Source organism: Clostridium sp. 19966, from assembly GCF_032335695.1.
Classification (GTDB): Bacteria; Bacillota; Clostridia; order Clostridiales; family Clostridiaceae; genus JACTOJ01.
This window is the reverse complement of sequence record NZ_JACTOJ010000018.1, coordinates 16254-41384: the sequence shown is the minus strand read 5'-3', so window position 1 is coordinate 41384 and position 25131 is coordinate 16254. Positions and strand designations below refer to the sequence as shown.

At 33.6% G+C, this 25131-nt stretch carries 25 protein-coding genes and 1 other annotated feature; of the genes, 21 read left to right on the top strand and 4 right to left on the bottom strand.

From position 1 onward, the window contains the following. Positions 1 to 167: 167 nt before the first annotated feature. The 16 genes from IAI10_RS17045 to IAI10_RS16970 all read left to right on the top strand — a co-directional run bounded on the left by IAI10_RS17045 (position 168) and on the right by IAI10_RS16970 (position 13853). Complete coding sequence (locus tag IAI10_RS17045; RefSeq protein WP_315674508.1) at positions 168 to 731, top strand: phosphotransferase; 564 nt, start codon at positions 168 to 170, stop codon at positions 729 to 731. Positions 732 to 820: 89 nt separating this feature from the next. Further along, entirely contained in the window at positions 821 to 1663 is an 843-nt protein-coding gene (locus IAI10_RS17040; RefSeq protein ID WP_315674507.1) for a hypothetical protein, read from the top strand. 14 nt (positions 1664 to 1677) lie between these two features. Further along, positions 1678 to 2577: a GNAT family N-acetyltransferase gene (locus tag IAI10_RS17035; protein ID WP_315674506.1), complete on the top strand. Its 900-nt coding sequence runs from the start codon at positions 1678 to 1680 to the stop codon at positions 2575 to 2577. 191 nt (positions 2578 to 2768) lie between these two features. Next, positions 2769 to 3332, top strand: a complete 564-nt coding sequence (locus IAI10_RS17030; RefSeq protein WP_315674505.1) for a GNAT family N-acetyltransferase — start codon at positions 2769 to 2771, stop codon at positions 3330 to 3332. 57 nt (positions 3333 to 3389) lie between these two features. After that, positions 3390 to 3448: a sequence feature (sodium ion sensor (DUF1646 type); this cis-regulatory element may regulate processes involved in with the transportation of sodium ions), on the top strand. Positions 3449 to 3494: 46 nt separating this feature from the next. After that, positions 3495 to 4670, top strand: coding sequence for a cation:proton antiporter (locus IAI10_RS17025; RefSeq protein WP_315674504.1), 1176 nt, complete (start codon positions 3495 to 3497; stop codon positions 4668 to 4670). Positions 4671 to 4950: 280 nt separating this feature from the next. Next, a complete protein-coding gene (locus IAI10_RS17020) occupies positions 4951 to 5283 on the top strand; it encodes a PadR family transcriptional regulator (RefSeq protein WP_315674503.1) in 333 nt (110 codons plus the stop codon). A 1-nt stretch (position 5284) separates the two neighbouring features. Further along, complete coding sequence (locus IAI10_RS17015; RefSeq protein WP_315674502.1) at positions 5285 to 5941, top strand: permease prefix domain 1-containing protein; 657 nt, start codon at positions 5285 to 5287, stop codon at positions 5939 to 5941. Positions 5942 to 5946: 5 nt separating this feature from the next. Then, positions 5947 to 6870, top strand: coding sequence for a DUF4097 family beta strand repeat-containing protein (locus tag IAI10_RS17010; RefSeq protein WP_315674501.1), 924 nt, complete (start codon positions 5947 to 5949; stop codon positions 6868 to 6870). A 14-nt stretch (positions 6871 to 6884) separates the two neighbouring features. After that, the gene (locus IAI10_RS17005) at positions 6885 to 7436 is read left to right on the top strand and encodes a hypothetical protein (RefSeq protein ID WP_315674500.1); all 552 of its coding nucleotides are present in this window, start codon (positions 6885 to 6887) and stop codon (positions 7434 to 7436) included. Between the two features lie 189 nt (positions 7437 to 7625). After that, positions 7626 to 8180 (top strand): ECF-type riboflavin transporter substrate-binding protein, encoded by a 555-nt coding sequence (locus IAI10_RS17000; RefSeq protein WP_396334405.1) that lies wholly within the window; start codon positions 7626 to 7628, stop codon positions 8178 to 8180. A 127-nt stretch (positions 8181 to 8307) separates the two neighbouring features. Further along, the gene (locus IAI10_RS16995) at positions 8308 to 10011 is read left to right on the top strand and encodes an ABC transporter ATP-binding protein (RefSeq protein ID WP_315674499.1); all 1704 of its coding nucleotides are present in this window, start codon (positions 8308 to 8310) and stop codon (positions 10009 to 10011) included. Then, positions 10008 to 10838, top strand: coding sequence for an energy-coupling factor transporter transmembrane component T (locus IAI10_RS16990; protein WP_315674498.1), 831 nt, complete (start codon positions 10008 to 10010; stop codon positions 10836 to 10838). Before IAI10_RS16995 ends, IAI10_RS16990 begins: the two co-directional genes overlap by 4 nt. 206 nt (positions 10839 to 11044) lie before the next feature. Continuing rightward, complete coding sequence (locus IAI10_RS16985; RefSeq protein ID WP_315674497.1) at positions 11045 to 11680, top strand: TetR/AcrR family transcriptional regulator; 636 nt, start codon at positions 11045 to 11047, stop codon at positions 11678 to 11680. A gap of 300 nt (positions 11681 to 11980) precedes the next feature. Further along, entirely contained in the window at positions 11981 to 12451 is a 471-nt protein-coding gene (locus IAI10_RS16980; RefSeq protein WP_315674496.1) for a flavodoxin domain-containing protein, read from the top strand. Positions 12452 to 12463: 12 nt separating this feature from the next. Beyond that, positions 12464 to 13024 carry a hypothetical protein gene (locus tag IAI10_RS16975; protein WP_315674495.1) on the top strand — a complete coding sequence of 187 codons (561 nt, stop codon included), beginning with the start codon at positions 12464 to 12466 and terminating at the stop codon, positions 13022 to 13024. 28 nt (positions 13025 to 13052) lie between these two features. Then, the gene (locus IAI10_RS16970; RefSeq protein WP_315674494.1) at positions 13053 to 13853 is read left to right on the top strand and encodes a sugar nucleotide-binding protein; all 801 of its coding nucleotides are present in this window, start codon (positions 13053 to 13055) and stop codon (positions 13851 to 13853) included. Between the two features lie 76 nt (positions 13854 to 13929). Here IAI10_RS16970 and IAI10_RS16965 read toward each other — a convergent pair whose 3' ends face one another. The 4 genes from IAI10_RS16965 to IAI10_RS16950 form a co-directional block, all read right to left on the bottom strand. Beyond that, positions 13930 to 15657 (bottom strand): ABC transporter ATP-binding protein, encoded by a 1728-nt coding sequence (locus tag IAI10_RS16965; protein ID WP_315674493.1) that lies wholly within the window; start codon positions 15655 to 15657, stop codon positions 13930 to 13932. Continuing rightward, positions 15654 to 17384 carry an ABC transporter ATP-binding protein gene (locus IAI10_RS16960; RefSeq protein ID WP_315674492.1) on the bottom strand — a complete coding sequence of 577 codons (1731 nt, stop codon included), beginning with the start codon at positions 17382 to 17384 and terminating at the stop codon, positions 15654 to 15656. The genes IAI10_RS16965 and IAI10_RS16960 overlap by 4 nt, the downstream gene beginning before the upstream one ends. A 94-nt stretch (positions 17385 to 17478) precedes the next feature. Continuing rightward, on the bottom strand, positions 17479 to 18360 hold the full coding sequence (locus tag IAI10_RS16955; protein WP_315674491.1) for a hypothetical protein: 882 nt from the start codon (positions 18358 to 18360) through the stop codon (positions 17479 to 17481). A 135-nt stretch (positions 18361 to 18495) separates the two neighbouring features. After that, a complete protein-coding gene (locus tag IAI10_RS16950; RefSeq protein WP_315674490.1) occupies positions 18496 to 18855 on the bottom strand; it encodes a VOC family protein in 360 nt (119 codons plus the stop codon). Between the two features lie 333 nt (positions 18856 to 19188). Here IAI10_RS16950 and IAI10_RS16945 point away from each other — a divergent pair, with 333 nt between their 5' ends. From IAI10_RS16945 to IAI10_RS16925, 5 genes are all read left to right on the top strand, one after another. Continuing rightward, positions 19189 to 19455, top strand: a complete 267-nt coding sequence (locus IAI10_RS16945; RefSeq protein WP_315674489.1) for a CD3324 family protein — start codon at positions 19189 to 19191, stop codon at positions 19453 to 19455. Between the two features lie 127 nt (positions 19456 to 19582). Next, positions 19583 to 20299 (top strand): hypothetical protein, encoded by a 717-nt coding sequence (locus tag IAI10_RS16940; RefSeq protein ID WP_315674488.1) that lies wholly within the window; start codon positions 19583 to 19585, stop codon positions 20297 to 20299. A 10-nt stretch (positions 20300 to 20309) separates the two neighbouring features. Continuing rightward, complete coding sequence (locus IAI10_RS16935; protein ID WP_315674487.1) at positions 20310 to 21305, top strand: serine hydrolase; 996 nt, start codon at positions 20310 to 20312, stop codon at positions 21303 to 21305. Positions 21306 to 21582: 277 nt separating this feature from the next. After that, complete coding sequence (locus IAI10_RS16930) at positions 21583 to 23325, top strand: ABC transporter ATP-binding protein (protein ID WP_315674486.1); 1743 nt, start codon at positions 21583 to 21585, stop codon at positions 23323 to 23325. Then, positions 23325 to 25124 (top strand): ABC transporter ATP-binding protein, encoded by a 1800-nt coding sequence (locus IAI10_RS16925; protein WP_315674485.1) that lies wholly within the window; start codon positions 23325 to 23327, stop codon positions 25122 to 25124. The genes IAI10_RS16930 and IAI10_RS16925 overlap by 1 nt, the downstream gene beginning before the upstream one ends. Positions 25125 to 25131: the final 7 nt, after the last annotated feature.

Genomic DNA, 25131 nt, shown 5'->3' with positions numbered 1-25131 from the left:
TGCTTTTAGTAAAATAACTCTATAGTTTTTTCAATATATAGAAATTAATGCTATAATTGCCTTTAGGAAAACTTCAAATTCTATAGAAGAAGGTGTGAGATTTATGAAGGTTTTAGGAATCAATTTTAGCTATAGAAAAGATATAAACAATATATAAAGGTGAGAATATGATAAATAGAGATAGAATTAGTAAATATTTTGAGATTTTTGATTTGAAGGTGGTTAAGGTAAATGTCGCCACCGAATCTAATAGTTCAGAAGTTTATATTCTGACCTTAAAAAATGGTGAAAAAGTGGTTCTAAAAATCCCTTTTAATGTTCAAAAGCTTCAGAGAGAGAAGAAAGCTTTAACATTATTAAAAGGTAAGGTTTCTGTTCCAGAGATAATAAATTTTTACGATGGTGATGATGAAATTCCATCAGCAATGCTGATATCATATATAGATGGAAAACCTTTGACTGGAGAAATCAATAAGGATTTAGCTTATCAAATGGGACAGAGCTTAGCTAAAATTCATAGTATAACATTAAAAAAATATGGCGATATAGATATAGAGGGAGAGATTGACAATCCAAGTGTTTATATAAATAATCTAAAAGAAAAATATAACGATAACCTAGCATTTTGCAAGAAAGTAATGGAAGATAAAAAAATAGACTTATGTAATAAGATTTTTGAAAACTATCTTAATAAGCTGCATGATGTGGATAGACCTTTTTTAGTAGAATAGGCTGGTGCGTAAAAAGGAGGAAAACAAATGAAAAATTTTATTTAGAATTTACTAATCAAATAAATAAAATAATTCACGAGGTATAGTATATGACTACTAAATTAATTATTGTAGAGGGTCTGCCTGGATCAGGAAAATCCACCACTGCTGAAGCTTTATATAATATTCTTAAGAACAGAGGAATTAATGCGGAGCTATATTCAGAGGGAAATGTGGATCATCCTGCAGATTTTGATGGAGCAGCTTATTTTACAAAAGAAGAATTTATTGAGTTAAAACACTTTTACTCAAAAAGTGATAAGCTGTTAGAGGAGATAAAAATTGAATATGAAGAGGGATATATAATCCAATATAGAAAATTGATAGAACAGCAGAAAATATGTTTCGTGGAAGAATTGTATAAGGAAATTATCAAACATGATATATATGAATTGCCTTTAGAGATGCACAAAAGCTTGATATTAAGCAGGTGGAAAGAGTTTGTAAGGGAATATGCTAATAAGGATAAAGTAGTGATATTTGAATGCTGCTTTATACAAAATCCTGTAACAGTAAGCATGATTAGAAACAATGCGGATAAAGAATTTACTAAGAATTATATAATGGAGTTAGCTGATATAATCCTTCCTTTAGAGCCGGTGTTAATATATGTGAATCAAAGAAATATAAAAACAGCTTTTATTAATGCAGTAAATACAAGACCAAAAGAGTGGTTTCAAGGGTTTACAGGGTATTATACAAAACAAGGCTATGGATTAGCAAATAATTTAAGCGGCTTAGAGGGAGTTATAAAAGTACTGGAGGCAAGAAGAAAATTAGAGGAAGGAATTTATGAAGCTATTAAGTTAAATAAGTATAGGATAGATAATTCTGAGTTTGACGTGAATTTACTTGAAAACAAAATAGTCATAATCGTAGAAAGGCTATATTAGAGAAGGGATAATATATGAAGGAAGTAATTATTGATGGGAATAAGTATAATTTTATAAAGGGTTATAAGGATGATGATAGGATCAGAAAAAGCTTTAATGAATTAGCAATGAAAACCTATGGCTTTGATTTTGAACAGTGGTATCAGCTAGGGTATTGGAGAAATACTTATGTACCTTATTCTCTTATGAAGGATGATAAAATCATAGCTAATGTTTCCGCTAGCAATATTGATTTTTGGGTAATGAGTGAAAGAAAAAGTTATGTGCAAATAGGAACAGTTATGACTGATTTATTCTATAGAAATAAAGGATTATCAAGATATCTTATGGAGCAGGTAATAATGGAATGGAAGAGTAAATGTGATATGATATATCTATTTGCCAATGATAGTGTATTAAATTTTTACCCTAAGTTTGGATTCAAAGAGGCTTCACAGTATCAATATTATAAAAAAATTAATAATGCTAATGAATTTACTTCTGCACAAAAGATGGATATGACTTTAAAGGAAGTTAGAGATATGTTAGAAGAAAGAATAGAGGCAGCAGTATCTATATCTAAAATATCTATGCTTAAGAATATAGATATAGCCATGTTTTATTGTACGGGCTTCATGAAGGATAATATTTATTATTTGAAAAAAAGTGATTCAATTGCAGTAGCTGAGTTTGTAGAAGATACATTATATCTTCAGGATATATTTTCTAATTCAAAGCTGGATTTGGACGAAATTATTGAAGAGCTTGCTTATAATAAAATAAATAAAGTAGTGCTAGATTTTACCCCTGAGAATACAGAGGGATATTTGGAAAAAGCATTAGACAATAGGGGGACTACATTGTTTGTCATGAGAGAAAATGAGAAACCATTTGAAAGTAGTAAATTTATGTTTCCAGTGTTATCTCATACATAATAAAGCATTCTATATTAAATGTTTCTAACTATGTAAATTTATGTTATAATTCATATGAACAATAAATGTTGTTGATTTATTCTGAAAGGGGAGATTATCATGAGCAAATTTAAGAGGTGTTTTTTTAATTAGTCAGGGGGAAATAGAAGTTTAATCTATTCCTCCATAAATTTGAGGAATGGAGATTGTATATGATTATTATTGAAACTGAAAGACTATTAGTAAGGAATTTTAAAGCAGAGGATTGGAAGGATTTACAGGACTATTTACTTCAGAAGGAGATATATGAATTCGAAAGAGAATGGGATACTTCTGATGAAGCAGTAAAAAAGTCTGTAGATAGATTTTCAGAAGGAAATGTATTTTGGGCTGTTGAACTTAAGAAAAGCAGCAAGATGGTAGGGCATATATATTTTAATAAGACCGAGCCAGAAGATTTTATGACTTGGGAATTAGGATATATATTCAATCCTAAATATCAGGGGAATGGATATGCAACGGAAGCTTGCAAGGCTCTTCTTCAATATGCCTTTGAAAGACTTAATGCCCATAGAATAGTGGCTGATTGCAATCCAGAGAATACAAAATCCTGGAGACTCATGGAAAGGCTTAGTATGAGACGGGAAGGCCATTATTTGAAATCTGCTACCTTTAAAAAGACTGAAGATGGCAAGCCTATTTGGTGGGATGGCTATGAGTATGGAATTCTTGAAGAAGAGTGGCAGACGTTTCCATGCAGCTATAGGGATAAATAGTTTGAAAATCATTTTCAAGTATGTTATAATTAATAAAAAATGTATATGGAAGTCTTCGGTTGAACAAATAAATTTTATTTGATTTCAAGAGAGTTTGACTTTTGGGGTGGAAAGTCCTTTAGGGGGGCTTTCTATTTTTTTGTTTTTAAGGAGGTTGAAACTATGGAAAAAACATTATTAAGCATTGTTTTAATTCTGATATTTACTAAAATAGGCGGAATATTAAGCAGAAAGGTAAAAATGCCTGAGGTTTTAGGGGCACTGCTGGCTGGAGTTATCTTAGGACCTGTGGTATTAAACCTGGTTCAATACGATGAGAATATAGAACTGCTTTCAAATCTAGGAGTAATAATGCTTATGTTTCTTGCCGGCCTTGAAACCAATGTGGAGGAATTTAAAAAGGCAGGTTTATCTTCCTTTATAATTGCAGCAGCGGGCATAGTGCTTCCGCTTGTTTTGGGAACCTTGGGAGCAGCTTTGTTTTTTCATGATTTAGTGGAAAATGTATTTGTAGGAGTTATATTAACCGCCACTAGTGTAAGTATTACTGTGGAAACTCTTAAGGAGCTTGGAAAGCTTAATACCAGAGCTGGCATAAATATACTTGGAGCTGCCGTAATTGATGATATTTTAGGGCTAATTCTTATTTCTATAGTTCTTGCTGTGGCTCAAACTTCAGGTTCTGAAACTGCAGGAGTATTATCAATAGTATATGTATTGATAAAAATAATTTTATTCTGTGCAGCTTCCATAGTAGGCGTAATATATGTGCCAAAGTATATAAATAAATTTTCTAATTACACCAAACCTAGCAGAGAGCTGGTCACATTTTCTATAGCCTTTGCTTTACTCATTGCATATATAGCTGAAAGCTTGGGCATAGCCGCTATTACGGGGGCTTATATATGCGGACTTATGTTATCCTCTCTTACGCATAAAGAATATCTAGAGAGAAATATTAAGGCTATTTCTTCAGGATTTTTGTCTTTAATCTTCTTTGCAAGTGTTGGCATAGAAGCTAATTTGAAGGGCATAAACCGAGAAGTAATACTTATTACTTTAATTATGCTGGTGATAGCGGTAGTTGGAAAGGTAGTTGGCTGCGGCGGAGCTGCAAGATTAATTAAGTTCAGCAAGGGAGAAGCAATTCAAATAGGAACTGGAATGATCTCAAGAGGTGAGGTGGCTATAATCACTGCTAATATAGGACTTCAAAAAAATATAATATCCCAGGAAATTTTTCTCCCTACTTTGATCGTGGTAATATTAACTACTATCATAACTCCTGTTCTACTTAAACTAGCCTTTTCTCATAAGATAGGGAAGAGTATCAAATAATATTTTTGTGAAAATTAATTCCAATCTGTAAAAGGCTGTACCAAAATATATTATTATTTTAGTACAGCCTTTTACAGAATTATCAATTTTGCAGCACATTTCTTTGAATTAAGTATTCTTTTACTAAGCTGTCTACTTCAGTGTTACTTCCAAGGCAAATCATACACTTATTTGAAAAAAATATATATACATCAATAAAATATATACCTTGACAGGCGAAGTATATATTTTTATAATATATACATGCATAATATTACAATAGAGAAAAAAGGTGATAAAGATGTCTATAACTTCAGATATAATACGTGGACATACAGAGACAATAATCTTATCAATATTATCAGAAAAAGATAGCTATGGTTACGAGATAAATAAATTTATACAAGAGAGAACGAACAACAAATATGAGCTAAAGGAAGCCACTTTATACTCTGCTTTCAGAAGACTGGAACAGGCGTATATGATAACTTCCTATTGGGGAGATGAAACTACTGGAGCAAGAAGAAGATATTACTCTATAACTGCATTAGGACGTGAGACTTTAGATAAAAACAGGCTTGATTGGCAGGAGGCTAAAGAAATAATTGATAATCTAATAAGTGGGGGTATATAAAATGTATGAAAAATTGCGAAGAAGCGTAGACAGGCTTTTCGAAAATGCACCTAGGACTAAGAAAGTAAATGATCTTAAGGAAGAACTTTTCGGGAATCTTATAGAAAAGTACGATGAGCTTGTGAGAAATGGAAGAAGTGAGGATGAAGCAGTTTCTATAGTTATGGGAGGAGTAGGTGATATTGATGAATTGCTGGCAGGATTAAGAGAAGAACAAAGCATTGATTATGAAATGCTTCAGAAGGACAGAGAAAAAAGAGCTTTCATGTTATCTATCTGCATAGGAATCTATATAATGAGCGTAGTGGTGGAGATTTTTGGAATAAGTTTTTTAAGCATTGATGCCATATTAGTAACTTGCATAATGCTCACCATGGATACTATCGCTAGCTGTATGTTAGTTTATCAATTTGCCTCGCGTCCTAAATATAAAAAAAGAGATGACTCCATAGTAGAGGAATTTAAAGAGTGGAAATATACCACTAAAGCAGAAGTGGATTTTATGAGATCCTTGCATATTATAATAGCCGCTCTTATTTTGGCAGTATATTTTATAATAAGCTTTGCGTTTAATTCCTGGGCCTTTTCCTGGATAATATTTATAATAGGCTTTGCCTTAGATAGAATAACCGTTTTAGCTTTGGCATTAAGAAGGTGATGATGGTGTATAAAAGAAGAATAAAAGTACTCATAGCTTTTTTTAGCCTTATGGTGATAATTATGATAGCCATGCTTTGCTATTTAATTATAAATAATGGCGTATCTCTAGGCACATCAACTATTCAAAAGGAAGCTAAGGAATCTGTTGGAAATTATTCAAATATAAATTTGGATTTTACCTCAGCAGATATAAAAATTTATAGTACAGATGATAATCAGCTTAAAGTAGTAGAAAAATCAAGTAGTAAGCTTACGGAGCAAGAGAAATTTGTTGTTTTAAAAGAAGGAAATAGTTTAGATATAAAGGATGGAGACAAGGAAAATGTAAGTCATCATAGCTTTATCAATATATTTAACCTTTCCTTTGGAAAAAGTATAGAGGTGTATATACCTAAAAGTTACAGTAAGGATTTAACCATAAATTCTACTTCAGGAAGCATAAGGTTCGAAGAAGCTATGGTGTTATATAACTTAAAATGCTATCATACATCAGGTTCTTTTAAGGCGGTTGATAAGATAACAGCTAATGAATTCTATATTGATGCATCCTCAGGAAGCATAGAATTACAAGCTTTAGAATGTAAAAAATATGATATAAAAGTTACCTCTGGAGAAATAAAATTAGGTAAGCTTTCCGGGTCAGGAGATGTGAAAAGCTCCTCCGGCTCAATAGATGTAGATTATAAGTCCATCGATGAATATTCCAATGTGGAAGCTACTTCAGGCTCCATAAAGCTTAACTTATCTCAAGAAATAAACTTTGACTTCCAAGGGCAGTGCACCTCGGGAAGTATAAATGGAAATATTGATATGAATTTTCAAGGATACAGAAAAAACAAAGCTGAAGCCAAAGTAGGAAATTCACCATATAAGAATCTAAGGGCATCAACAAGCTCTGGCAGTATTAGGATAGATTTAGATAAATAGAAAGGAGAATATAAATGAATAAAATTAAGAAAATTTCAATTTTAATTTTAACCTTTGTTTTGTTTTTAAGCGCTGGAATATGCATTACAGTGAATTACGCTGTGGATTCTAAGATAACCTGGGCATATTATCCATTAACATCAATTATTTTTGCCTGGATGATACTAAGTGCATTTATAATACCTAAAAGCCGTAAGCTTACCGTTATCTTAGCGGCTGTGGCTTTAACAATATTTCCATATCTATGGTTTATTGAAAGTCTTACTGGAGGAAGTTGGTTTTACTCGTTGGCTGTGCCGATAACTGCCTTCTCATTAATATGTGTGGCTGTGATTATATTCCTCACGGATTTTACAAAATTTAACAAATTAAATATAGCTAGGCTGGCACTTATTATTTTGCTGGTATTGGAAATGGGAGTAAATTATATTGCAGACAGCAGCTTAAATAAACCTATAGATACCTTATCATTAATTATTAATATTTTTGTTGTTATTTCAGGGGAATTTATTCTATATATAATTGGTGACATTAGAAAAAGCAATAGATTGCGTGCAGAAAATTAATAATTCATAGATTTATATTTTTTTATAAAAAATTAGCTTAAAAAAACATATATTATTAATTTTGACTATGTAAATTATGACAGTTGTAATAAATCTCCTTATTTATGCTGAAATATTGACAGTGAAAATTCTAGGTGATACAACTTAGATAAAGCTTGTACTTATAATTTAATTATAAACGGGGGGATCATTTTGAAAAAATTATCTATTAAAACCATTGTTGCTATTGGAATAGGAGCGGCAGTGTTTATTATTCTAGGAAGATTTGGATCTATTCCAACCTTTGTACCTAATGTAACTATAGAAACTTCTTATCCATTTTTAGCCTTAATGTCACTTTTATTTGGGCCAGTTGCAGGACTTCTTATTGGACTTATTGGACATACTATAAAAGATTCTATAATGTATGGATCACCTTGGTTTAGCTGGGTTATTGCTTCAGGAATCTTTGGACTTCTTGTAGGTCTGGCTGCTAAAAAGCTTAACATCCAAGAAGGAAAAGTAGGAGTGAAAAAAATTGTTGCTTTTAACATAGTTCAAGTAGTAGCTAATGCTATAACCTGGTTTTTAGTTGCTCCAACTCTTGATATCTTAATATATGCAGAGCCTGCAAACAAGGTTTATTTACAGGGGATAACTGCAGGAATTGCTGATATTATTACAGTTGGAGTTATTACTTCCATATTGTTAGTGGCTTATGGCAAAACTATAACACAAAAGGGCAGCTTAACAAAAGAACAATAAAACAGAGCTAAAATATAAATTCAAATAGCCAGAGGGAATCTCTGGCTATTTGAATTTTAGGTATAGTATGAATTATAATAATTGTGCATAGATTTTTGCAAAGTTAAAATTAAGGAGAATTTATTTCATGAAGGAACCCATAATAAAATTTGAAAACTTTAGCTTTAAATATAGGAGTCAAGCTAATCCTACTCTGGAGAATATTAATTTAAATATATATGAAGGCGAAAAAATATTAATAGTTGGAGCCTCTGGATCTGGTAAAAGTACATTGGTTAATGCCATAAATGGATTAGTGCCTTTTTTTTATGAAGGAGAAATAGCAGGAAGCCTAACTATTTTAGGCAAAGAAACTAAAGACCTAAGCATATTTGAAATTTCAAAAATGGTAGGTACTGTGATGCAGAATCCTGATAGTCAGTTCATAGGGCTCACAGTAGCAGAGGATATAGCCTTTAAATTAGAAAATAATTGTGTAGCACAGCAGGAAATGAGAGATAAAGTTAACATATATTCAGAATTGGTGGGAATAAATGAGCATTTGGGTTCACAGCCTCATAAGCTGTCTGGCGGTGAAAAACAAAGAGTTACAATTGCAGGAGCAATGATAGATGATTCTGATATTCTTATTTTTGATGAACCTCTTGCAAATTTAGATCCTGCTACAGGAAAAACTGCTATTAAGCTTATTGATGATATAAAAAAGAAAACTAATAAAACAATTATAATAATAGAGCATAGATTGGAGGATGCTCTCTATAGGGATGTGGACAGAATAATTTTAATAAATAATGGCAAGGTGGAGGCTGATTTAAATGCGGATGAAATTTTGTCCTCTGAAATTTTAACTAAGTGTGGTATCAGGGAGCCCTTATATATAACTGCATTAAAATATGCAGGGTGTAAAATTACAGCGTCTATCCATCCTAGAAGCTTAGATACGCTAGACATAGCTAGCTGCAAGGAGAAACTATCAAAGTGGCATCAAGAGCTCACAAGAGATGAAAAAAATAGAAATAGTGAAAAATTATTAGAATTTAGAGATATATGCTTTGGATATACCAGAGATAAAGAAGTTTTGCATAAGCTATCTTTTCATGTGAACAAAGGAGATATGCTAAGCATAGTTGGAAAAAATGGAGCAGGAAAATCAACTATAGCTAAGCTTATCTGCGGATTTTACAAGCCTAATTCCGGAGAAATACTGCTAGCGGGAAAGAACATTATTAAAGCCAGTATTAAGGAGAGAAGCACCAATATAGGAATGGTAATGCAAAATCCTAACCAAATGATATCAAAAAATATGATATTTGATGAAGTTGCCTTGGGACTGATAGTTAGAGGTGTGAGAGAAGAAGAAATAAAAAATAGAGTTTTTGAAACTCTTAAGATATGCGGGCTATATGAATATAGAAACTGGCCCATTTCTGCCCTAAGCTTTGGTCAAAAGAAGAGAGTAACCATAGCATCAATCCTCGTATTAAATCCAGAAATAATTATTTTGGACGAGCCTACAGCCGGTCAGGATTTTAGACACTACAATGAAATAATGGAATTTCTTCTCAAATTAAATAAGCAGGGAAAAACAATTATAATGATTACTCATGACATGCACCTTATGCTGGAATATTCCAATAGAGCAGTGGTGCTTTCCGATGGAATAAAAGTTGGAGACGATACCTCAGCTAATATATTAACGGATGAAAATATAATTGAAAAAGCTAATCTTAAGGAAACTTCTCTCTATGAGTTAGCTAAAAAGGCTAATTTGGATAATCCGAGAGAGTTTGTGAGTAAATTTATAGATTACGACAGGAGGATGAGGGCATGAGCGCAAGAATTTTAGGATATTCAAAAATAGATTCACCTATACATAATTTAACTGGGGCTTCTAAAATGCTATTTTTCATATTATGGTCCGTAGCCTCCATGATAACCTATGATACTAGATTGTTAGTAATATTATTAGTTTTGGGAGTAACAATATTTAAAATTTCCACGGTGGAATTTAGATCTATTTCCTTTATATTTTATTTCATAGTTGCTTTTATGCTTTTAAATAATATAGCTATTTTTATACTAGCGCCTTATCAAGGGACAGCTGTATATGGGACAAGACATGATTTGCTGCATATAGCCGGGGCATATTTCTTCACTAAGGAACAGCTTTTCTACCAATTTAATATAATCGTAAAGTACCTTACGGTAATACCTGTAGCACTTTTATTTATAGTTACCACTGATCCAAGTGAATTTGCAGCTTCACTAAATAAATTAGGAGTTAGTTACAGAATTGCCTATGCAGTTTCTATAACCCTAAGATATATTCCAGATGTGCAAAACGACTATATAGATATATCCTTTGCACAGCAATCCAGAGGAATCGATATGTCAAGAAATGAGAAATTTACAAGGCGTATAAAAAATTCTGCAGCAATATTGATGCCGCTTATATTCTCCACTCTCCAAAGAATTGAAACCATAAGCTGTGCCATGGAGCTTAGAGGCTTTGGTAACAAAAAGAAAAGAACCTGGTATAACTATAGAAAATTTGAAAAGAAAGATTACTTAGCTATTTTTTTAGCTGTAGTGATCTTAGCCACTTCAGCATTTTTAATGATATATAATAGGGGAAGATTTTATAATCCTTTTAAATAATAAATATATTTGGCTATGTTTTAAGATTTTGATATTATCTTTGGAGTTTATTCCATGGGTTCCGAGAGAAACCATGCACAGACGATCATAAGTTTATATCAACATTCTTTTAAAGCATAGCTTTATATTTACAACAAAGAAAATAAGTGTTATCATTTTATTGAACAGTGTTTAATAAAATAACGACGTTTAATAATGGAGGCTCTATGGGGATAAATGAGAGAAGAGAAGCAGAAAAAAAAGCAATAATGGACAAGATAATCAAGGCGGCCAGTGATATATTGGTAAGAGAAGGTTATGAAAAATTATCTATTAGAAAGATTGCATCGGAAATAGAATACTCACCAGGGATAATATATCACTATTTTCAGGACAAAAATGACATCTTAAAGCAGGTGATAAAGGAAGGCTATGAAGACATTTTAGCTGCTATAAGCTCAGTACCTGAAGATATTAGTAGTCCTGAAGAGACAATAAGAAAAAGGCTTAGAGCATATATTGATTTTATGCTTCAAAGACCTAATCATTTTAAAATGCTTCTTATTAGTGACATCGGAGAGGAACAAAACAATTTAAACATATTGCATAAGGGGGTAGCAAAGGAGAGGGGAACTATATTTCAGCTTGCTGAAATGATACAGAATATGGTAGACAAAAGGATATTTAGAAATGTTGATGCAGAACTTACGGCACAAATTATTTGGACATCAACACACGGACTTATATCAAGATTGATAATGGAAACACACATAGAAGAAGAGCAAAAGGAGAGACTGATAAATCATCATTTTGATATTCTTTTTAATGGATTAATAATAGGCTATGTTTTAAAAGAATGTTGATAAAGGCATTTTTCGTAATGGCATGGTTTCTTTCAGAACCCATGGGATGAACTCTAAGGGCTGCTTTGTTATAATTGACTACCAATTTTAATGCGCCCTCCGTGGCGCTAAAATTGCTTTGCCCGTCCTGGGCAAAATTACGCCAATTATAAGTCGCAATCCCTAAGAGTTCCTAGAACTCAAACGATAATATCAACATTTTAAAACATAGCCTCCCGAACTGAAGGAAGTTTTAAATCAGTGTAAAAATCAACACTGATTTAAAACAGAACCTAATAATAAGATAAGGAGATGGGTATTGTGAATAATGTTATATTGTATTCAACTAAGCACGGAACCACAGAAAAATGCGCAAAGCTTCTAGGGGAAAAGCTTTCTGGAAAAACTACATTGATAGATTTAAAAGGCTCAAAGGAAGTGGATTTATCAGCTTATGATAAGGTTATTATAGGTGGAGCTGTATATATGGGGAAGATTCAAAAAGAAGTGACCAGCTTCTGCAAGGAGAATTCTAAGTCATTACTTAACAAAAAGCTTGGAGTATTCATATGCGGCATGAGCGATGACATTGAAAAAGAGCTTACAGCCTCTTATCCAAAAGAAATATTAGAAAAGGCAGAGGCAAGGGAATGCTTTGGAGGAGAATTCATTTTTCAAAATATGAGTTTTTTTGAAAAACTTATAATAAAGAAAATAGCTAAAACGGATAAGAATATTTCAAAGCTTTCAGAAGAAAGCATAAATAGGTTTGTTGAGAAAATGGGAGTTTAAGAGGAAACAATTATGGGTAAAAGAATAAAAAAGGCATTGAAGAGATTTATGTTAATTTTATTAGCAGCTTTTGTTTTAGGCATAGGTTTTGTTTATTGGGAAGTGAGTGCAAATAATGTGAAGCATTCCAGCAACTTAGTAAAGGTGAAAACTGCTAATTCAAATGGGAAAAAGGCGCTGTTAGTCTACGAACCTGGAAGAACAAACTATTGTAAGAATATAGCTGGTAAAGTAGCTAAAGGCATCAGTGAGGATGGTTATGAGGTAGATATAAATTATCCTGGTACATTCTTAAGCACTAATTTAAAAGAATATTCAATAGTTGTTTTCGGTTCTGCTGTTTATATGGGATCATATTCTAAGGTTTTAGGAGATTATATAAAAAGTATTGAAAATTTTGGAGATGCAAAAATCGAGATATATGCTGCCGGCGGGCTGGAAGAAGCTCCGGAGTTAGATGAAATGGCTAAGCTTTTTAAAAGCAACCCCGTCAGTGAAAAGATGAAGTTTTGTAATAAAGATAAAAATGTAGAAGATAAAGCATATGAATTTGGAATGAAATTGGCAAATTAATTATCATGGTATTAAGGAGATAATGTATATGGAGACTGTATTGATACTTGGTGCCAGCGGCCTAGTCGGAAAAGCTCTTTCTAAGGAGCTAGCTAAAAACTATAAGGTTTATGGTACCTACAGCAGCAATCAAACGCAGGAGGCTGCCATAAGGTTTCAAGTGGAAGAGGACAGCATAAGTGAAATTTTAAATGAGCTAAAGCCTTCCAGAATCATAAATTGCCTGAGAGGAGATTTTCAGATGCAGCTAAAAGCTTGGAAGGAAGTTTTAAGCTACGCCAAGGAAGCCGATGCATGGCTATATCTCTGTTCCACAGGGAATGTTTTTGATGGAGTTTTTTCAACAGCTCATTTTAGAAATGAAAAAGCTGCAGCAGAAAGTGAATATGGAAAATTTAAAATTCAGAGCGAAGATATGCTGTTAAATGAATGGAAGAATAAATCAGCGATTTTTAGGCTCCCAATGATATGGGGGAAAGCCTCTCCTAGGATGGATAAGCTTGCAGCTGATTTGAAAAACAATAACAAAGTTAAAGTTTATTCTAATGGGTATTTTAATAATAACACTGATATAATGCTGGCAAAGCAAATTGCCTATGCAATGGATAATGATTTATCTGGAGTATTTCATACGGGCAGCAGTGAGGTTATAAATCATTATGAATTTATAAAGGCTATAGCTGAAAAATTAGGCTACAGAAATGCGGAGTATGATGAAGAAATACTTGAAGGAGATAAGTATTATTTAGCGGTTCTTCCTGAAATGGGAGAATGGCCGAAAGAGCTGGAGATAAGCAATGAGGAGATTATAGAACATCTTTGCAAGTGAATATATTAAAAGAGGGTTTTGTTATATATGCACAAAACTCTCTTTTTGCTTATAGCAATAAAATTTGTTATTAGAATCAGCTTGCTACATTTTGAATATCGTATAATTTTTTATATACTCCGTCCTTGCTTAAAAGCTCTTCATGGCTGCCTGTTTCAATTATTTTTCCATCCTCCATAACCACAATTGTGTCTGCATTGATTATAGTGGACAATCTGTGGGCTACTACGAGTATGGTCTTTCCTTTCATTAGTTCATCTATTGCCTTTTGAATCTCTGCTTCTGATTTTAAATCTAGAGCGGAGGTAGCTTCATCTAAAAGCAATATAGGAGAATTTTTAAGAAAGGCTCTAGCGATGGAAATTCGCTGCCTTTGACCTCCAGACAATCTTGAACCATCTTCACCAACCAGGGTGTCGTAACCATTAGGAAGAGCCAGAATGAAATCATGAGCATAGGCTCTTTTTGCAGCTTCAATAACCTGCTCCTTGGTAGCATTCATATTTCCATACAATATATTTTCATATATGGAGCAGTCAAAAAGCATGCTTTCCTGAGGCACATAGGAGATAAGTTTTCTTAGCTCTATCAAATCATAATCTCTTACGGATCTTCCTAGAATTTCCATGTCTCCAGAGTAGTTAACAAACTGCATTACAGTTTTTACTACAGTGGACTTTCCAGAACCGCTTGGACCTACCAGCGCAATGGTTTTGCCTTTTTCTACTTGAAAATTGAAGCCATCCACCACATTTTTTCCTCTATAGTGTACCTTTATATCCTTGAAGGCTATCATAACTTGGCTGTCACCTGAAGGCTTTAGTTTTCCATATTCAGAGGCGTGAGACTTTCTATTAAAGATTTCATATATACGTTCAATACCTGAAATCTGCCTAGGGATATCTGTAGCTGAAGTTATAAGACTGTTGGCCAAAAATCTTATAGCATAGGTATATCTGCTTACAAACATAACATTTGGCAGAGCCATCAAACCTATGGATACTAGGTAGCAGCCTAGGATTATAGGGAAGGTTGAAAATGCATGAGAAAAAACATTCACTATGGATAAATACTTGAAACGAAGCACCTGCTCATCCTTTTTAGCAGCTAAAACTTCTGAGGATAGTCCTTTAACTTCATTTTCCATAATATTTTCCAGCATAAATAACTTTATGACCATAGCTCCTGCCAAGGTGTCCTGAAATTTTTCGTTTAACACTGCCAGCTTAGCCTGAATTCTTCTGCCCACTGAGTGGAAACGTTCAGTAAATAAAATATTTAGAAAGCAAATAGGGGTTAGGGTTATAACATAAAAGCAGCCTATTTGCCAGCTCACTGAAAATACTAAAATCAAGTAGGAAAGTCCCTGCAGGAAAGGTATCAGCACATTATCCATGGCACTGTTTAGTACATCACAAGCCATGTCAGCATCTTGATTTAAGCGAGCCAGCATTCTTCCGCTGTGCTCCTCGTCTTCGGCAACCTTTAATCTGCAGGATTTGTCCACAAATTTTCCTTTAACAGTGGCTCTTAATATTGCATTAGAGTAGGTAGTGGCATAGGTGGTTATGCTTTTTCCAATCATGTTAATTGCCAGGGCAATTAAATAGTAGATTAGGGTTAAGTATAAATCATGAATATTTTTGCTTATGAAGCATACGAACAGCTGCTTGAAGGATAAGGCTTCAAAGAGCTTCTCAAAAAAGTTGAATATCAGTGGAGATAGTCTGCTAAAGCCCCAGGATATACGAAAGCCTTTAGTAAAAGAAAACATCCATCTAAGCATTTTTATCTGATTTTTCATGCGGACACCCCCTTGTTTTCCTCAAATTGCTTCTCATAGAGCTTATAGTAGAAGCTTTTTTTTGCTACTAGTTCTTCATGAGTACCGCTTTCTACTATACTGCCCTTATCAAATACATATATCACATTGGCATTTCTTATGGTAGATAGTCTGTGAGCTACAACTATAACAGTCTTCCCTACCATAAGCTTATCCAAAGTTTCCTGAATATTTTTTTCAGCTTCCGAATCAAGAGCGGAGGTTGGTTCATCTAAAATCAAAATATCAGCATTCTTAAGAAAAGCTCTGGCAATGGCAAGTCTCTGACGTTGACCTCCAGACATGTAAAGTCCTTTTTCTCCAACCACAGTGAGATATTTATCTGGCTGCTGCATTATAAAATCATGAATATCTGCTTTTTTACAGGCTTCATAAATGTCTTCCTCAGAAGCTTTTGGATTGCCATAGCGGATATTTTGAAGTATGGTCCCAGGAAATAAAAAGGATTCCTGAGCCACTATAGCTATATTGCTCCTTAAGGAAGGAAGATTTTCTTCCCTAAGATTAAAACCTGCTACGGTGACGGAGCCTTCTTCCAAATCATACATTCCTGAAATAAGCTTAACTAGAGTGCTCTTTCCGCAGCCGCTGGAGCCTACAAAAGCCACAACCTCACCTTTTCTAACATTAAGATTTATATTTTTTAGCACAGTGCTAGTTCCGTCATAGGAGAAGTTAAGCTTTGATATTTCTATCATATTTTCCTTTGAAGCTTTAATGTTTTTTATATCAAACTGCTTTTCTTCAGCATATTCATAAACATCCATAAGCCTCTTAGCCATGGCTTCACTGCTTCTTAGGGAAATTATATATTTTTGGCAGTCATAAAGTACACTGGATACAAAGCCAAAGGTGAAGGTGAAGGAAAGATATTCGCCGGAAGTAAGCTGGTTACGCAGACTCATTATGCCCGCAAAAATTATTACTGCTATATTAGGACCGTAATCAATCAGAGCACCTAGAGCATATACCTTTGCACTGGCTTTTCCTACTCTTTTTTCAGCTTTTACAAATTCTCTTGAGGTTTGTATAAATTTTTTAGTTAATATATCTTCCAGGGTAAAGGACTTTAATGTCATCATACCCGTAAGTATATTGTGAGCCAAAGCATTCATTTTCCCAGAAAAGGTTTTAGATTCAAAGGAAGCTTTTTCTACCATAAAACTTGTCCTAAACACTACATAAGAAACAATAGGTATAAATATAAAGCCTATCAGTGTAAGCTGCCAGCTTATATATATGCACACGCAAAGTCCCGTTAAGAATATAAAGGCACCTTGAAAAGCATTTATAAAGGTGTCGGACCAGAACGTACCGACACCATTTAAATCGCTCATGGTTCTTGAAAGAATGTCTCCAGTAGAGGTTTCGTCAAAAACCTTGTATTTCAGATGACATATTTTCTTGCTTAAAGAATTTCTCAGATTATAAAGCCCTATTTCTGAAGCTCTTGGCACAGTATATTTGGTTATTATGCCTAATATATATTCACCGATGGTGATGAGTATTATTACCATTATAGTAGGTATGACTGCCTTCATGTTTCCGCTGGCAGCATCTATAACCTTACCGAAATAAATACTTTCTATTACATATATTATCCCTAAGGCTCCCATGAGTGTAAGTGATACTGCTAGAAGTCTCCTAGGTATTCTTGCTTTTTTTGTTACAGCTATTAAATTATGCATAGATAAATAGTACCCCCTTTTGTTAAAAACCTTGTGTTGAATCAGAATTGATGTTTATAGCGATTTTCACACTATATGTATGTCAAGCTGTGAATTAACATATCCAAAATGGCTGAGTCCACGCCATGGTTCCATCCTCTCTCCTCATAAAGGCTCTCACATATTTTTCATTTCCTTGGATTTCATAGCTACCCTCATTACCAGTGTATTGCTTGAGAACTTTACCGCCATCACCTATGAAAGCAAACTCCACAGGAATATTTGGATGTCTGAGTTTAATTTCTATTGAGGAATCCTTTATAGCTATAGAATCTAAAAATATTCCAGAAGAGGCGTAAAAGCTTCCATTTTTTATTGCCCCAATAATGGCGTGAGAGCTTTTCTCTTTTGAAAGCACCATATTAAAAGCGCCTCCGCAGCGCTGGAATACGTGCATATCATCATTGGCAAAGCCCCAAACCCTTTTACCGCTGGAAAGAAGCTTATCCCATAAGTCTGTGGCTACAGCTCTTCCCTTATTGTCAAACTTTATGTTATTGTTGTAAATCTCTATACCTGTGTAATTTTCAAGCTCAGTAAGCTTTTCAAAGGGCCAGTAATCATCTTCAAAGGCATGGGGATGGCATATTATGTTTATTCCGCCTTCAGCTTCAACCTCTTTGAAAAGCTGCTGATGATTGGTAAGCTCATCCTTATCGTCAGAATAACTGCTTATGTTTATGCCCAAAGTTTGAAGATCACGTTTTTTATATTCTACTCCGCTGAAAAGAATTATTTCTTCATTGTTCTTGAATTTATCTAATTCTGTAAGAACATAGTGGTCTGTTATAGCCAGAAAATCATATTTCATCTTAAAAGAAGTATACATGTCTATAACTTTTTCAAGAGGATAATGTCCGCAGGGACTATTTTCCGTATGAGTATGAAGATTACCCTTTAGCCACATACCATCACTGTTGTATGGATTATTTATCATAAGTATCACCGTCCTTTTTTAGTACAGCCTTTATCAACATTCTTTTAAAGCATAGACTTATTATATAACATAAAAATATATATTCCAACAATACTGGCAGTATATGTTACTGAGTGATTTGAAATTTGTCTGCGGCTAAAGATGGCAATAGGCTTCTATGTCATTACCTTCGCTGTCTTTAAACTCCAAAACCCAATTGTCCTTTATTTTTGTAAGCGGAAAGACAATCTCACATGCCAGTTCTTTTAATTTATTAAGCAGAATATTCATATCATTAACCTGAAAGCTGGGAAGGCAATTGTCACCCCAAGTTACCTGTTCCTTTACCTTGCTGTTATCAAATAAACAAAATCTGAAGCTTCCCACCTGAAAAACACTGAAGACTTCATCCTTTATATAAACCTTATGGTTAAAAAGCTGCTCATAAAAATTAATGGCTCTCTCCATGTCTTTAACGCATACATACAAGGAATCTAATTTAATTTCAAAATTCATTTTATCTACCTCATTTCACTTAAGTTTATTATTAATGATAACTTATTTAATATGACAGCTGCATGTCATAAAAACAAATTGTAATTTACTTTTATTGCAAAATAATCTAGTACATGATATATTTAAAAGTAATAAAGTAGCAATGAGAATATGTGGGAGGGATGAACTATGAGAAAGCTATTAGTGAATTCTGCAATGAATGATGTACTCTGTGCAAAGTCTGTATATATGACTTTAGGCGGCAATTTGCACAGAGATAGAATCTAAGTCGCCTTAACTATAAACAGGCTTTGCTTCCTTAATTTGAAGTATGAATTTAAGGAGCTGAGCGTTGTGAAATATGTTAGAGTAGAAAATGTTTTGCCAGAAAGTCTGGTGAAAGAAATTCAAAAATATATTCAGGGAGAATATGTATATATACCTGCAGGACCTGCTGAGAGAAAGAAGTGGGGAGAGAAGTCAGGGAACCGTGAATATATAAAAAAGAGAAATGAAGATATTAGAAATAAATATCAGAATGGATATAAAATATGCTATCTTGCAGAGGAGTATTTTCTATCTGTGGAAAGCATTAAGAAAATTGTATATTGTAAGAAATAAGTGAAGCTGCCTAAGTAGGCAGCTTTTTATGTAAAAAACAATATAGAATTAATTATTAACTTTATAAATAAATTATAAAGCTTTAATATTATAAATGACAATCAATGATTTAGGAGAATACTGAAAAATGGATTTCTACAGAGCAAAACGTTATGATTCTAAATATATAAAGTATGAGGAAAGCTTTCAGCACAATACCTGCATATTAGCTGATGATGATAAACAAATATGTGGAGTTTTAGAATATGATATTAAAAATGTGGAGGAGGCAGAAATAATCAACTTTAGATTATTTGAAACCTCAAAAGGTAATGAGATCTTTAAAGGATTATTGGATGAAATAAAATATTGGAATCCATACCTTAAAAAAATTTTTTATGATGAATTAAATAATTTTATTCAAGAAAAATACCTAATTGGGTATGGATTTGTAAGAGAAAGTAAATGGGTATTTGAAGTTAAGGATGCTTTAGATGTATTTAAAATAAATATAGAAGACATAAAGGTAGAACAGTTGACGGTGGAAGAAGATAAGTTTCTTATGGCAAGCTCTTGGATAAAAGAGCCAAAGGATATAGTGATATGCTGCATCAGGATAGATGACCGAGTGGTGTGCATTGATGGTTATTCTAGGCTTATGGCGGCTTATAAAAAAGGCTTTAAATATGTTTATGTTTTTTTAGATAAGGATGGAGATATGGATTTTTTCAGAAACTGTATAAATTGGTGTGAAGAAGAAAATATATTTAGCATTAAAGACTTGGAAAATAGAATAGTGAGCAGTGCTGAGCATGAGAAACTTTGGATTAGCCGCTGTCAAGATTACTTAAAGAATCAGAAATGAGATGATAACTATGGAATATGAGAAATTTGATGATATAGTGGACAAAAATTTCAGCGGGGTTATAGCTATAAGAAAAGCTGATAAAGAAGTATATAAAAAAGCCTATGGCTATGCAGATAAAAGCAACAAAATAACTAATAAAATTAATACAAGCTTTGCTATGGCTTCTGGCAGCAAGGTGTTTACCGCCGTTTCCATACTTCAGTTAGTGGAAAAAGGATTATTGTCACTGGATAGTGCTTTAGGGGACATAGTAGATTTTAATCTTAACCTAATTGATGACAATATTACAGTACACCAGCTTTTAAATCATACCTCAGGTATTCCTGATTATTTTAATGAGGAAATTATGGAAGAGTATGATGAGCTTTGGGTAGATTATCCTATGTACAAAATTAGAAAGTCTTCTGCAATTATGCCGCTTTTTATTGATAAACCTATGCAATATGGAAGAGGAAGCAAGTTCAAGTACAACAATTCAGGATATGTTATGCTTGGACTTATAATAGAGAAAATAAGCGGAAGGGCCTTTGATGAGTACGTACAGGAAAATATATTTAAGCCTTGTAATATGCTAGGCAGCGGATATTTTGAATTTGATAGAATGCCTGGAAACTGTGCTAATAGCTATATATATGATAAGACTGAAGACAGCTTCAGAACTAATATCTATAGTGTGGATGTAAAGGGAACAGGAGCTGGTGGGGCTTTTTCCACGGTTGATGATATGATGAGCTTCTGGCAGTGCCTTTTAGAATATAAATTATTATCAAAAGAAACTACAAAGGAAATGCTTTCGCCTAAAGCTGGAGACGACAGCAGTTTATATGGGTATGGAGTGTGGCTTAAGAAGAATAAGCAGGATGGATACATATATTATCTTATGGGTTCGGATCCTGGAGTCAGCTTCAATTCTTTTGTAGAGGAAGCTAGTAATATAAAAGCAGTTATAATGAGCAATGAGAATTGCAATGTATGGAAGTACAATAGAAATATAGCCTATTGAAAAATAGTAAAATACATGTTATACTAGCAAAGTAAGTAAAAAATGAAAGCGGAAGGAGGTCATAATATGAGAAATACTATTTTAAACAAACAATCAGAAATTAATACAACATTTAACATGACCGTCCTAGCAGGAGCGATTGAACCTTAAAGTATAAAAGAAACTTCAAGCTGCAGGTTGTGTTATACCTGCGGCTTTTTTAATTATTTTTATTTTTTAGGCGCAGAGCATAAATCTGCGCCTTTTTTGGTCATGTTTTAAGCAAGGGGTGAAAGAAATGAATTCTAATACAAAAAAATATATAAAGCTTTTGTCAAAGTATTTAAAGCAAAGCAGATTAAAAATAGCTGGTCTTGCTTTAGTCATGGGAATAAGTATAGCTATTCAGCTTATAAATCCAACCATTGTTAGCTATTTTATAGATGGGGTACAAAGCAAAAAAGCTGTAAAAGATTTAATTATAGCAGCAATAGTATTTATAATTGCTGCCTTTGCACAGCAGCTTTTGGCACTGCTTTCAACCTATTTAAGTCAAAATATAGGTTGGAGTGCAACTAACGCATTAAGACTGGATCTTATTAAGCACTGCATAGGACTGGATATGACTTTTTTCAAGGAACATCAATCTGGTGAATTAGTAGAAAGGATAGATGGAGATGTGAATGCACTATTTAACTTTTTTTCTCAGCTGCTTATAAGTTTAATAAATAATGGACTTTTAGTAGCAGGAATAGTAGTGATTTTAGCCTTCCAAAATATAATAATAGGCTTAGCATTTGCTGTATTTTTGGTGTTCTCCTTTATAGCTATTTGGAAAGCTCAGGGAGAGGCTGTGGGGAATTTTAAAAAGAATAGAGAAATAACCGCAAAATTTTATGGCTTTTTAGGAGAGCACATAGGAAGTACTGAGGACATCAGAGCTAATGGCGCTAAAAAATATGTGATGAACAAATTTTATGCACTTCTTCAGAAATGGCTTCCCATAGCCTTGAAAGCAAATTTATCCGGCTATAGAATTTGGATGACCTTAGAGGTAGTGTTTGGTATTGGCGATGCTGCGGTATTTGCTTTAGGTGGAATACTGTGGTATAAGGGCAAGATAAGCCTTGGTATAGTTTATCTTATGGTTAATTATATTCAACTTTTGGAAAAACCTCTGGGACAGCTTAGAAATCAGCTTCAGGACATGCAAAAATCTACTGCCAGCATAGTACGTATTGAGGAATTATTTAATACTAAATCAAAGCTTCAGGATGGAACAGAGGAAAACATATTTGATGTTTTGGATTTAAAGGTTAAAAATGTTGATTTTCAGTATGTTGAGGATACTCCGGTGCTCAATGATGTATCCTTTCATCTTAAGCATGGAAAGATTTTAGGTGTATTGGGACGTACAGGCAGCGGAAAAACTACCTTATCGAGACTTCTAGTGAGATTTTATGATGTGAATTCAGGAAATATTTATATTAATGATAAAGATTTAAAAACTCTTTCAATAAGAGCTTTGAGAAAAAATATAGCTTATGTTACTCAGGATGTTCAGTTATTTAATGCATCTGTAAGGGATAACATCACCTTTTTTAATGAAAATATTAAGGATGAAACAATACTAAATACTATTTATGATATGGGACTTGAAGAGTGGTATGAAAAATTAGGCGACGGGTTAGATACCACAGTAAACCCAGGAGGTACAGGCATGTCTTCCGGTGAAGCTCAGCTGCTTTCATTGGTTAGAGTGTTTTTAAAAGCTCCTAAGCTTATAATTTTAGACGAGGCCTCCTCTAGACTGGATCCTGTAACAGAAAAACTTGTAGATAAAGCATTAAATAAGCTTATAGAAGGACGTTCCTGCATTATAATTGCCCATAGATTAGCTACCATTGAAAGAGCTGATGATATATTGATACTTCAGAATGGATCAGTGCTGGAATATGGAAATAGGAAGGGGCTTATAGAGAAAAAAGATTCTAAATTTAATGAATTATTAAAGTATGGTATGGAAGAAGTGATGGCGTAATGGAAACCAGTTTAAATAAAAATATAATAAATAAAGAGAATAAGGAAGAAAAGATCAGTGTACTTAAGCTTTTCTGGTCAATGATGACATACAAAAAAGGCTTATATGCCTGGAACTGCTTTTTATGGATTCTCATACACGTAGAACCACTGCTGTTAGGGGTTTTGTTTAAAGAATTCTTTGATGTTTTAAACCATGGAGAAAAATTTGCTTTTAATCTTTCTGAGGTAGTATTGGGCATGCTTTTATATGCTGTAATGAGAGTGGCTAATATATACGTAGGTGCAAAAGTAGACAATCTTCACAGATTCATAATGAGCGGGCTTATTAGAAGAAATATTTTTGAGAGCATACTGGAAAAGCCAGGGGCGCAGGCGATACCCTGCTCCTCAGGAGAGGCACTGAACTCCTTTAGGGATGATGCAGAAATGATAGAGGATTCTATAAGCTGGACTCTAGATTTTATAGGCAATGTAGTTTTTGCATTAGTGGCTATTTTCATACTTATGAGTATAAATGTGAGAATAACCTTAGTGGTATTCACTCCTCTTGTAGCGGTGGTGGCTGTGGTACAAATGCTTAGTTCAAAGCTGCAAAAATATAGGAGAGATGCAAGAGAAGCTACAGGACTTGTAACAGGAGCTATGGGAGAAATATTTTCTTCTGTACAGGCTATAAAAGTAGCAGGTGAAGAAGGAAATGTAATTAACTATATAGATGGTTTAAATAAAAACAGACATAAATTTATGGTTAAGGATAAGCTCTTAATGCAGCTTTTGGATTCTATTTTTTATAACACTGTAAGTTTAGGCACAGGCTTTATATTGCTTTTGGCAGCAGCACTTATGAGAAATGGAGCTTTGACCGTAGGAGAACTATCATTATTTATATACTATCTGAATTTTGTAGCTGATTTTACCAGCTTCTTTGGGGAATTTATAGCACATAACCGTCAAGCTAAGATTGCCTTTAAAAGAATGGCAGATTTGATGCAAAAGCCTAAAGCTGAAGAGGTGGTTAAGCATAATCCGCTGTATATTTATGCTGAAAATATGAAAAAAGAGGACAAAGAAAATGCTAATTATGAACCTTTAGAGTCTATGGAAATAAAAAATCTTAGTTATAAATATAATTCCTCGGATAATGGGATAGATAATATAAATTTTTCCATGAAAAAAGGCTCCTTCACAGTGATAACAGGAAGAGTAGGTTCTGGCAAATCCACTTTGATAAAGGCTATCATCGGACTATTGACTACTGATAGCGGAGGAGTGTATTGGAACGGGAAACTGGTAGAAAAGCCACAGGACTTTTTTGCCTCTCCTCACAGTGCTTATACCCCTCAAATTCCTAATTTGGTAAGCGATAGCATAAAAAATAATATACTTTTTGGCTTGGAGGAAAATGCTGAGAAGCTGCAGGAGGCGATATACTCTTCAGTAATGGATGAGGATATTAAAGAATTGGAAAATGGCATGGATACCATTATAGGACCTAAGGGCATGAAGCTTTCCGGAGGTCAGATACAGAGAGTAGCAGCAGCTCGAATGTTCCTTAGAAAAGCTGATTTAATGGTATTTGATGATATATCCAGTGCTTTAGATGTTGCAACAGAAAATAAGCTGTGGTCAAGAATCTTTGAAAAGAGTAAAGCTACCTGTTTAGTAGTATCTAATAAAAAAACTGCTCTAAAGCAGGCAGATCAAATAATTGTTATGAAGGACGGCAAAATTTATGCTAAGGGAAGCCTTGAAGAGCTTCTTGAAAGCTGCGATGAGCTGCAGGCTATTTGGGGATAAATACAAT

Bases quoted from the DNA above. Each gene is read 5' to 3' on its own strand.
- IAI10_RS16965 (WP_315674493.1), bottom strand. From the start codon at position 15,657: ATGAAAAATCAGATAAAAATGCTTAGATGGATGTTTTCTTTTACTAAA.
- IAI10_RS16960 (WP_315674492.1), bottom strand. From the start codon at position 17,384: ATGCATAATTTAATAGCTGTAACAAAAAAAGCAAGAATACCTAGGAGA.
- IAI10_RS16935 (WP_315674487.1), top strand. From the start codon at position 20,310: ATGGAATATGAGAAATTTGATGATATAGTGGACAAAAATTTCAGCGGG.
- IAI10_RS17030 (WP_315674505.1), top strand. From the start codon at position 2,769: ATGATTATTATTGAAACTGAAAGACTATTAGTAAGGAATTTTAAAGCA.
- IAI10_RS16940 (WP_315674488.1), top strand. From the start codon at position 19,583: ATGGATTTCTACAGAGCAAAACGTTATGATTCTAAATATATAAAGTAT.
- IAI10_RS17005 (WP_315674500.1), top strand. From the start codon at position 6,885: ATGAATAAAATTAAGAAAATTTCAATTTTAATTTTAACCTTTGTTTTG.
- IAI10_RS16990 (WP_315674498.1), top strand. From the start codon at position 10,008: ATGAGCGCAAGAATTTTAGGATATTCAAAAATAGATTCACCTATACAT.
- IAI10_RS16995 (WP_315674499.1), top strand. From the start codon at position 8,308: ATGAAGGAACCCATAATAAAATTTGAAAACTTTAGCTTTAAATATAGG.
- IAI10_RS16970 (WP_315674494.1), top strand. From the start codon at position 13,053: ATGGAGACTGTATTGATACTTGGTGCCAGCGGCCTAGTCGGAAAAGCT.
- IAI10_RS17035 (WP_315674506.1), top strand. From the start codon at position 1,678: ATGAAGGAAGTAATTATTGATGGGAATAAGTATAATTTTATAAAGGGT.
- IAI10_RS16985 (WP_315674497.1), top strand. From the start codon at position 11,045: ATGGGGATAAATGAGAGAAGAGAAGCAGAAAAAAAAGCAATAATGGAC.
- IAI10_RS17025 (WP_315674504.1), top strand. From the start codon at position 3,495: ATGGAAAAAACATTATTAAGCATTGTTTTAATTCTGATATTTACTAAA.
- IAI10_RS17040 (WP_315674507.1), top strand. From the start codon at position 821: ATGACTACTAAATTAATTATTGTAGAGGGTCTGCCTGGATCAGGAAAA.
- IAI10_RS16930 (WP_315674486.1), top strand. From the start codon at position 21,583: ATGAATTCTAATACAAAAAAATATATAAAGCTTTTGTCAAAGTATTTA.
- IAI10_RS16950 (WP_315674490.1), bottom strand. From the start codon at position 18,855: ATGAATTTTGAAATTAAATTAGATTCCTTGTATGTATGCGTTAAAGAC.
- IAI10_RS16975 (WP_315674495.1), top strand. From the start codon at position 12,464: ATGGGTAAAAGAATAAAAAAGGCATTGAAGAGATTTATGTTAATTTTA.
- IAI10_RS16955 (WP_315674491.1), bottom strand. From the start codon at position 18,360: ATGATAAATAATCCATACAACAGTGATGGTATGTGGCTAAAGGGTAAT.
- IAI10_RS16925 (WP_315674485.1), top strand. From the start codon at position 23,325: ATGGAAACCAGTTTAAATAAAAATATAATAAATAAAGAGAATAAGGAA.
- IAI10_RS17015 (WP_315674502.1), top strand. From the start codon at position 5,285: ATGTATGAAAAATTGCGAAGAAGCGTAGACAGGCTTTTCGAAAATGCA.
- IAI10_RS17045 (WP_315674508.1), top strand. From the start codon at position 168: ATGATAAATAGAGATAGAATTAGTAAATATTTTGAGATTTTTGATTTG.
- IAI10_RS17020 (WP_315674503.1), top strand. From the start codon at position 4,951: ATGTCTATAACTTCAGATATAATACGTGGACATACAGAGACAATAATC.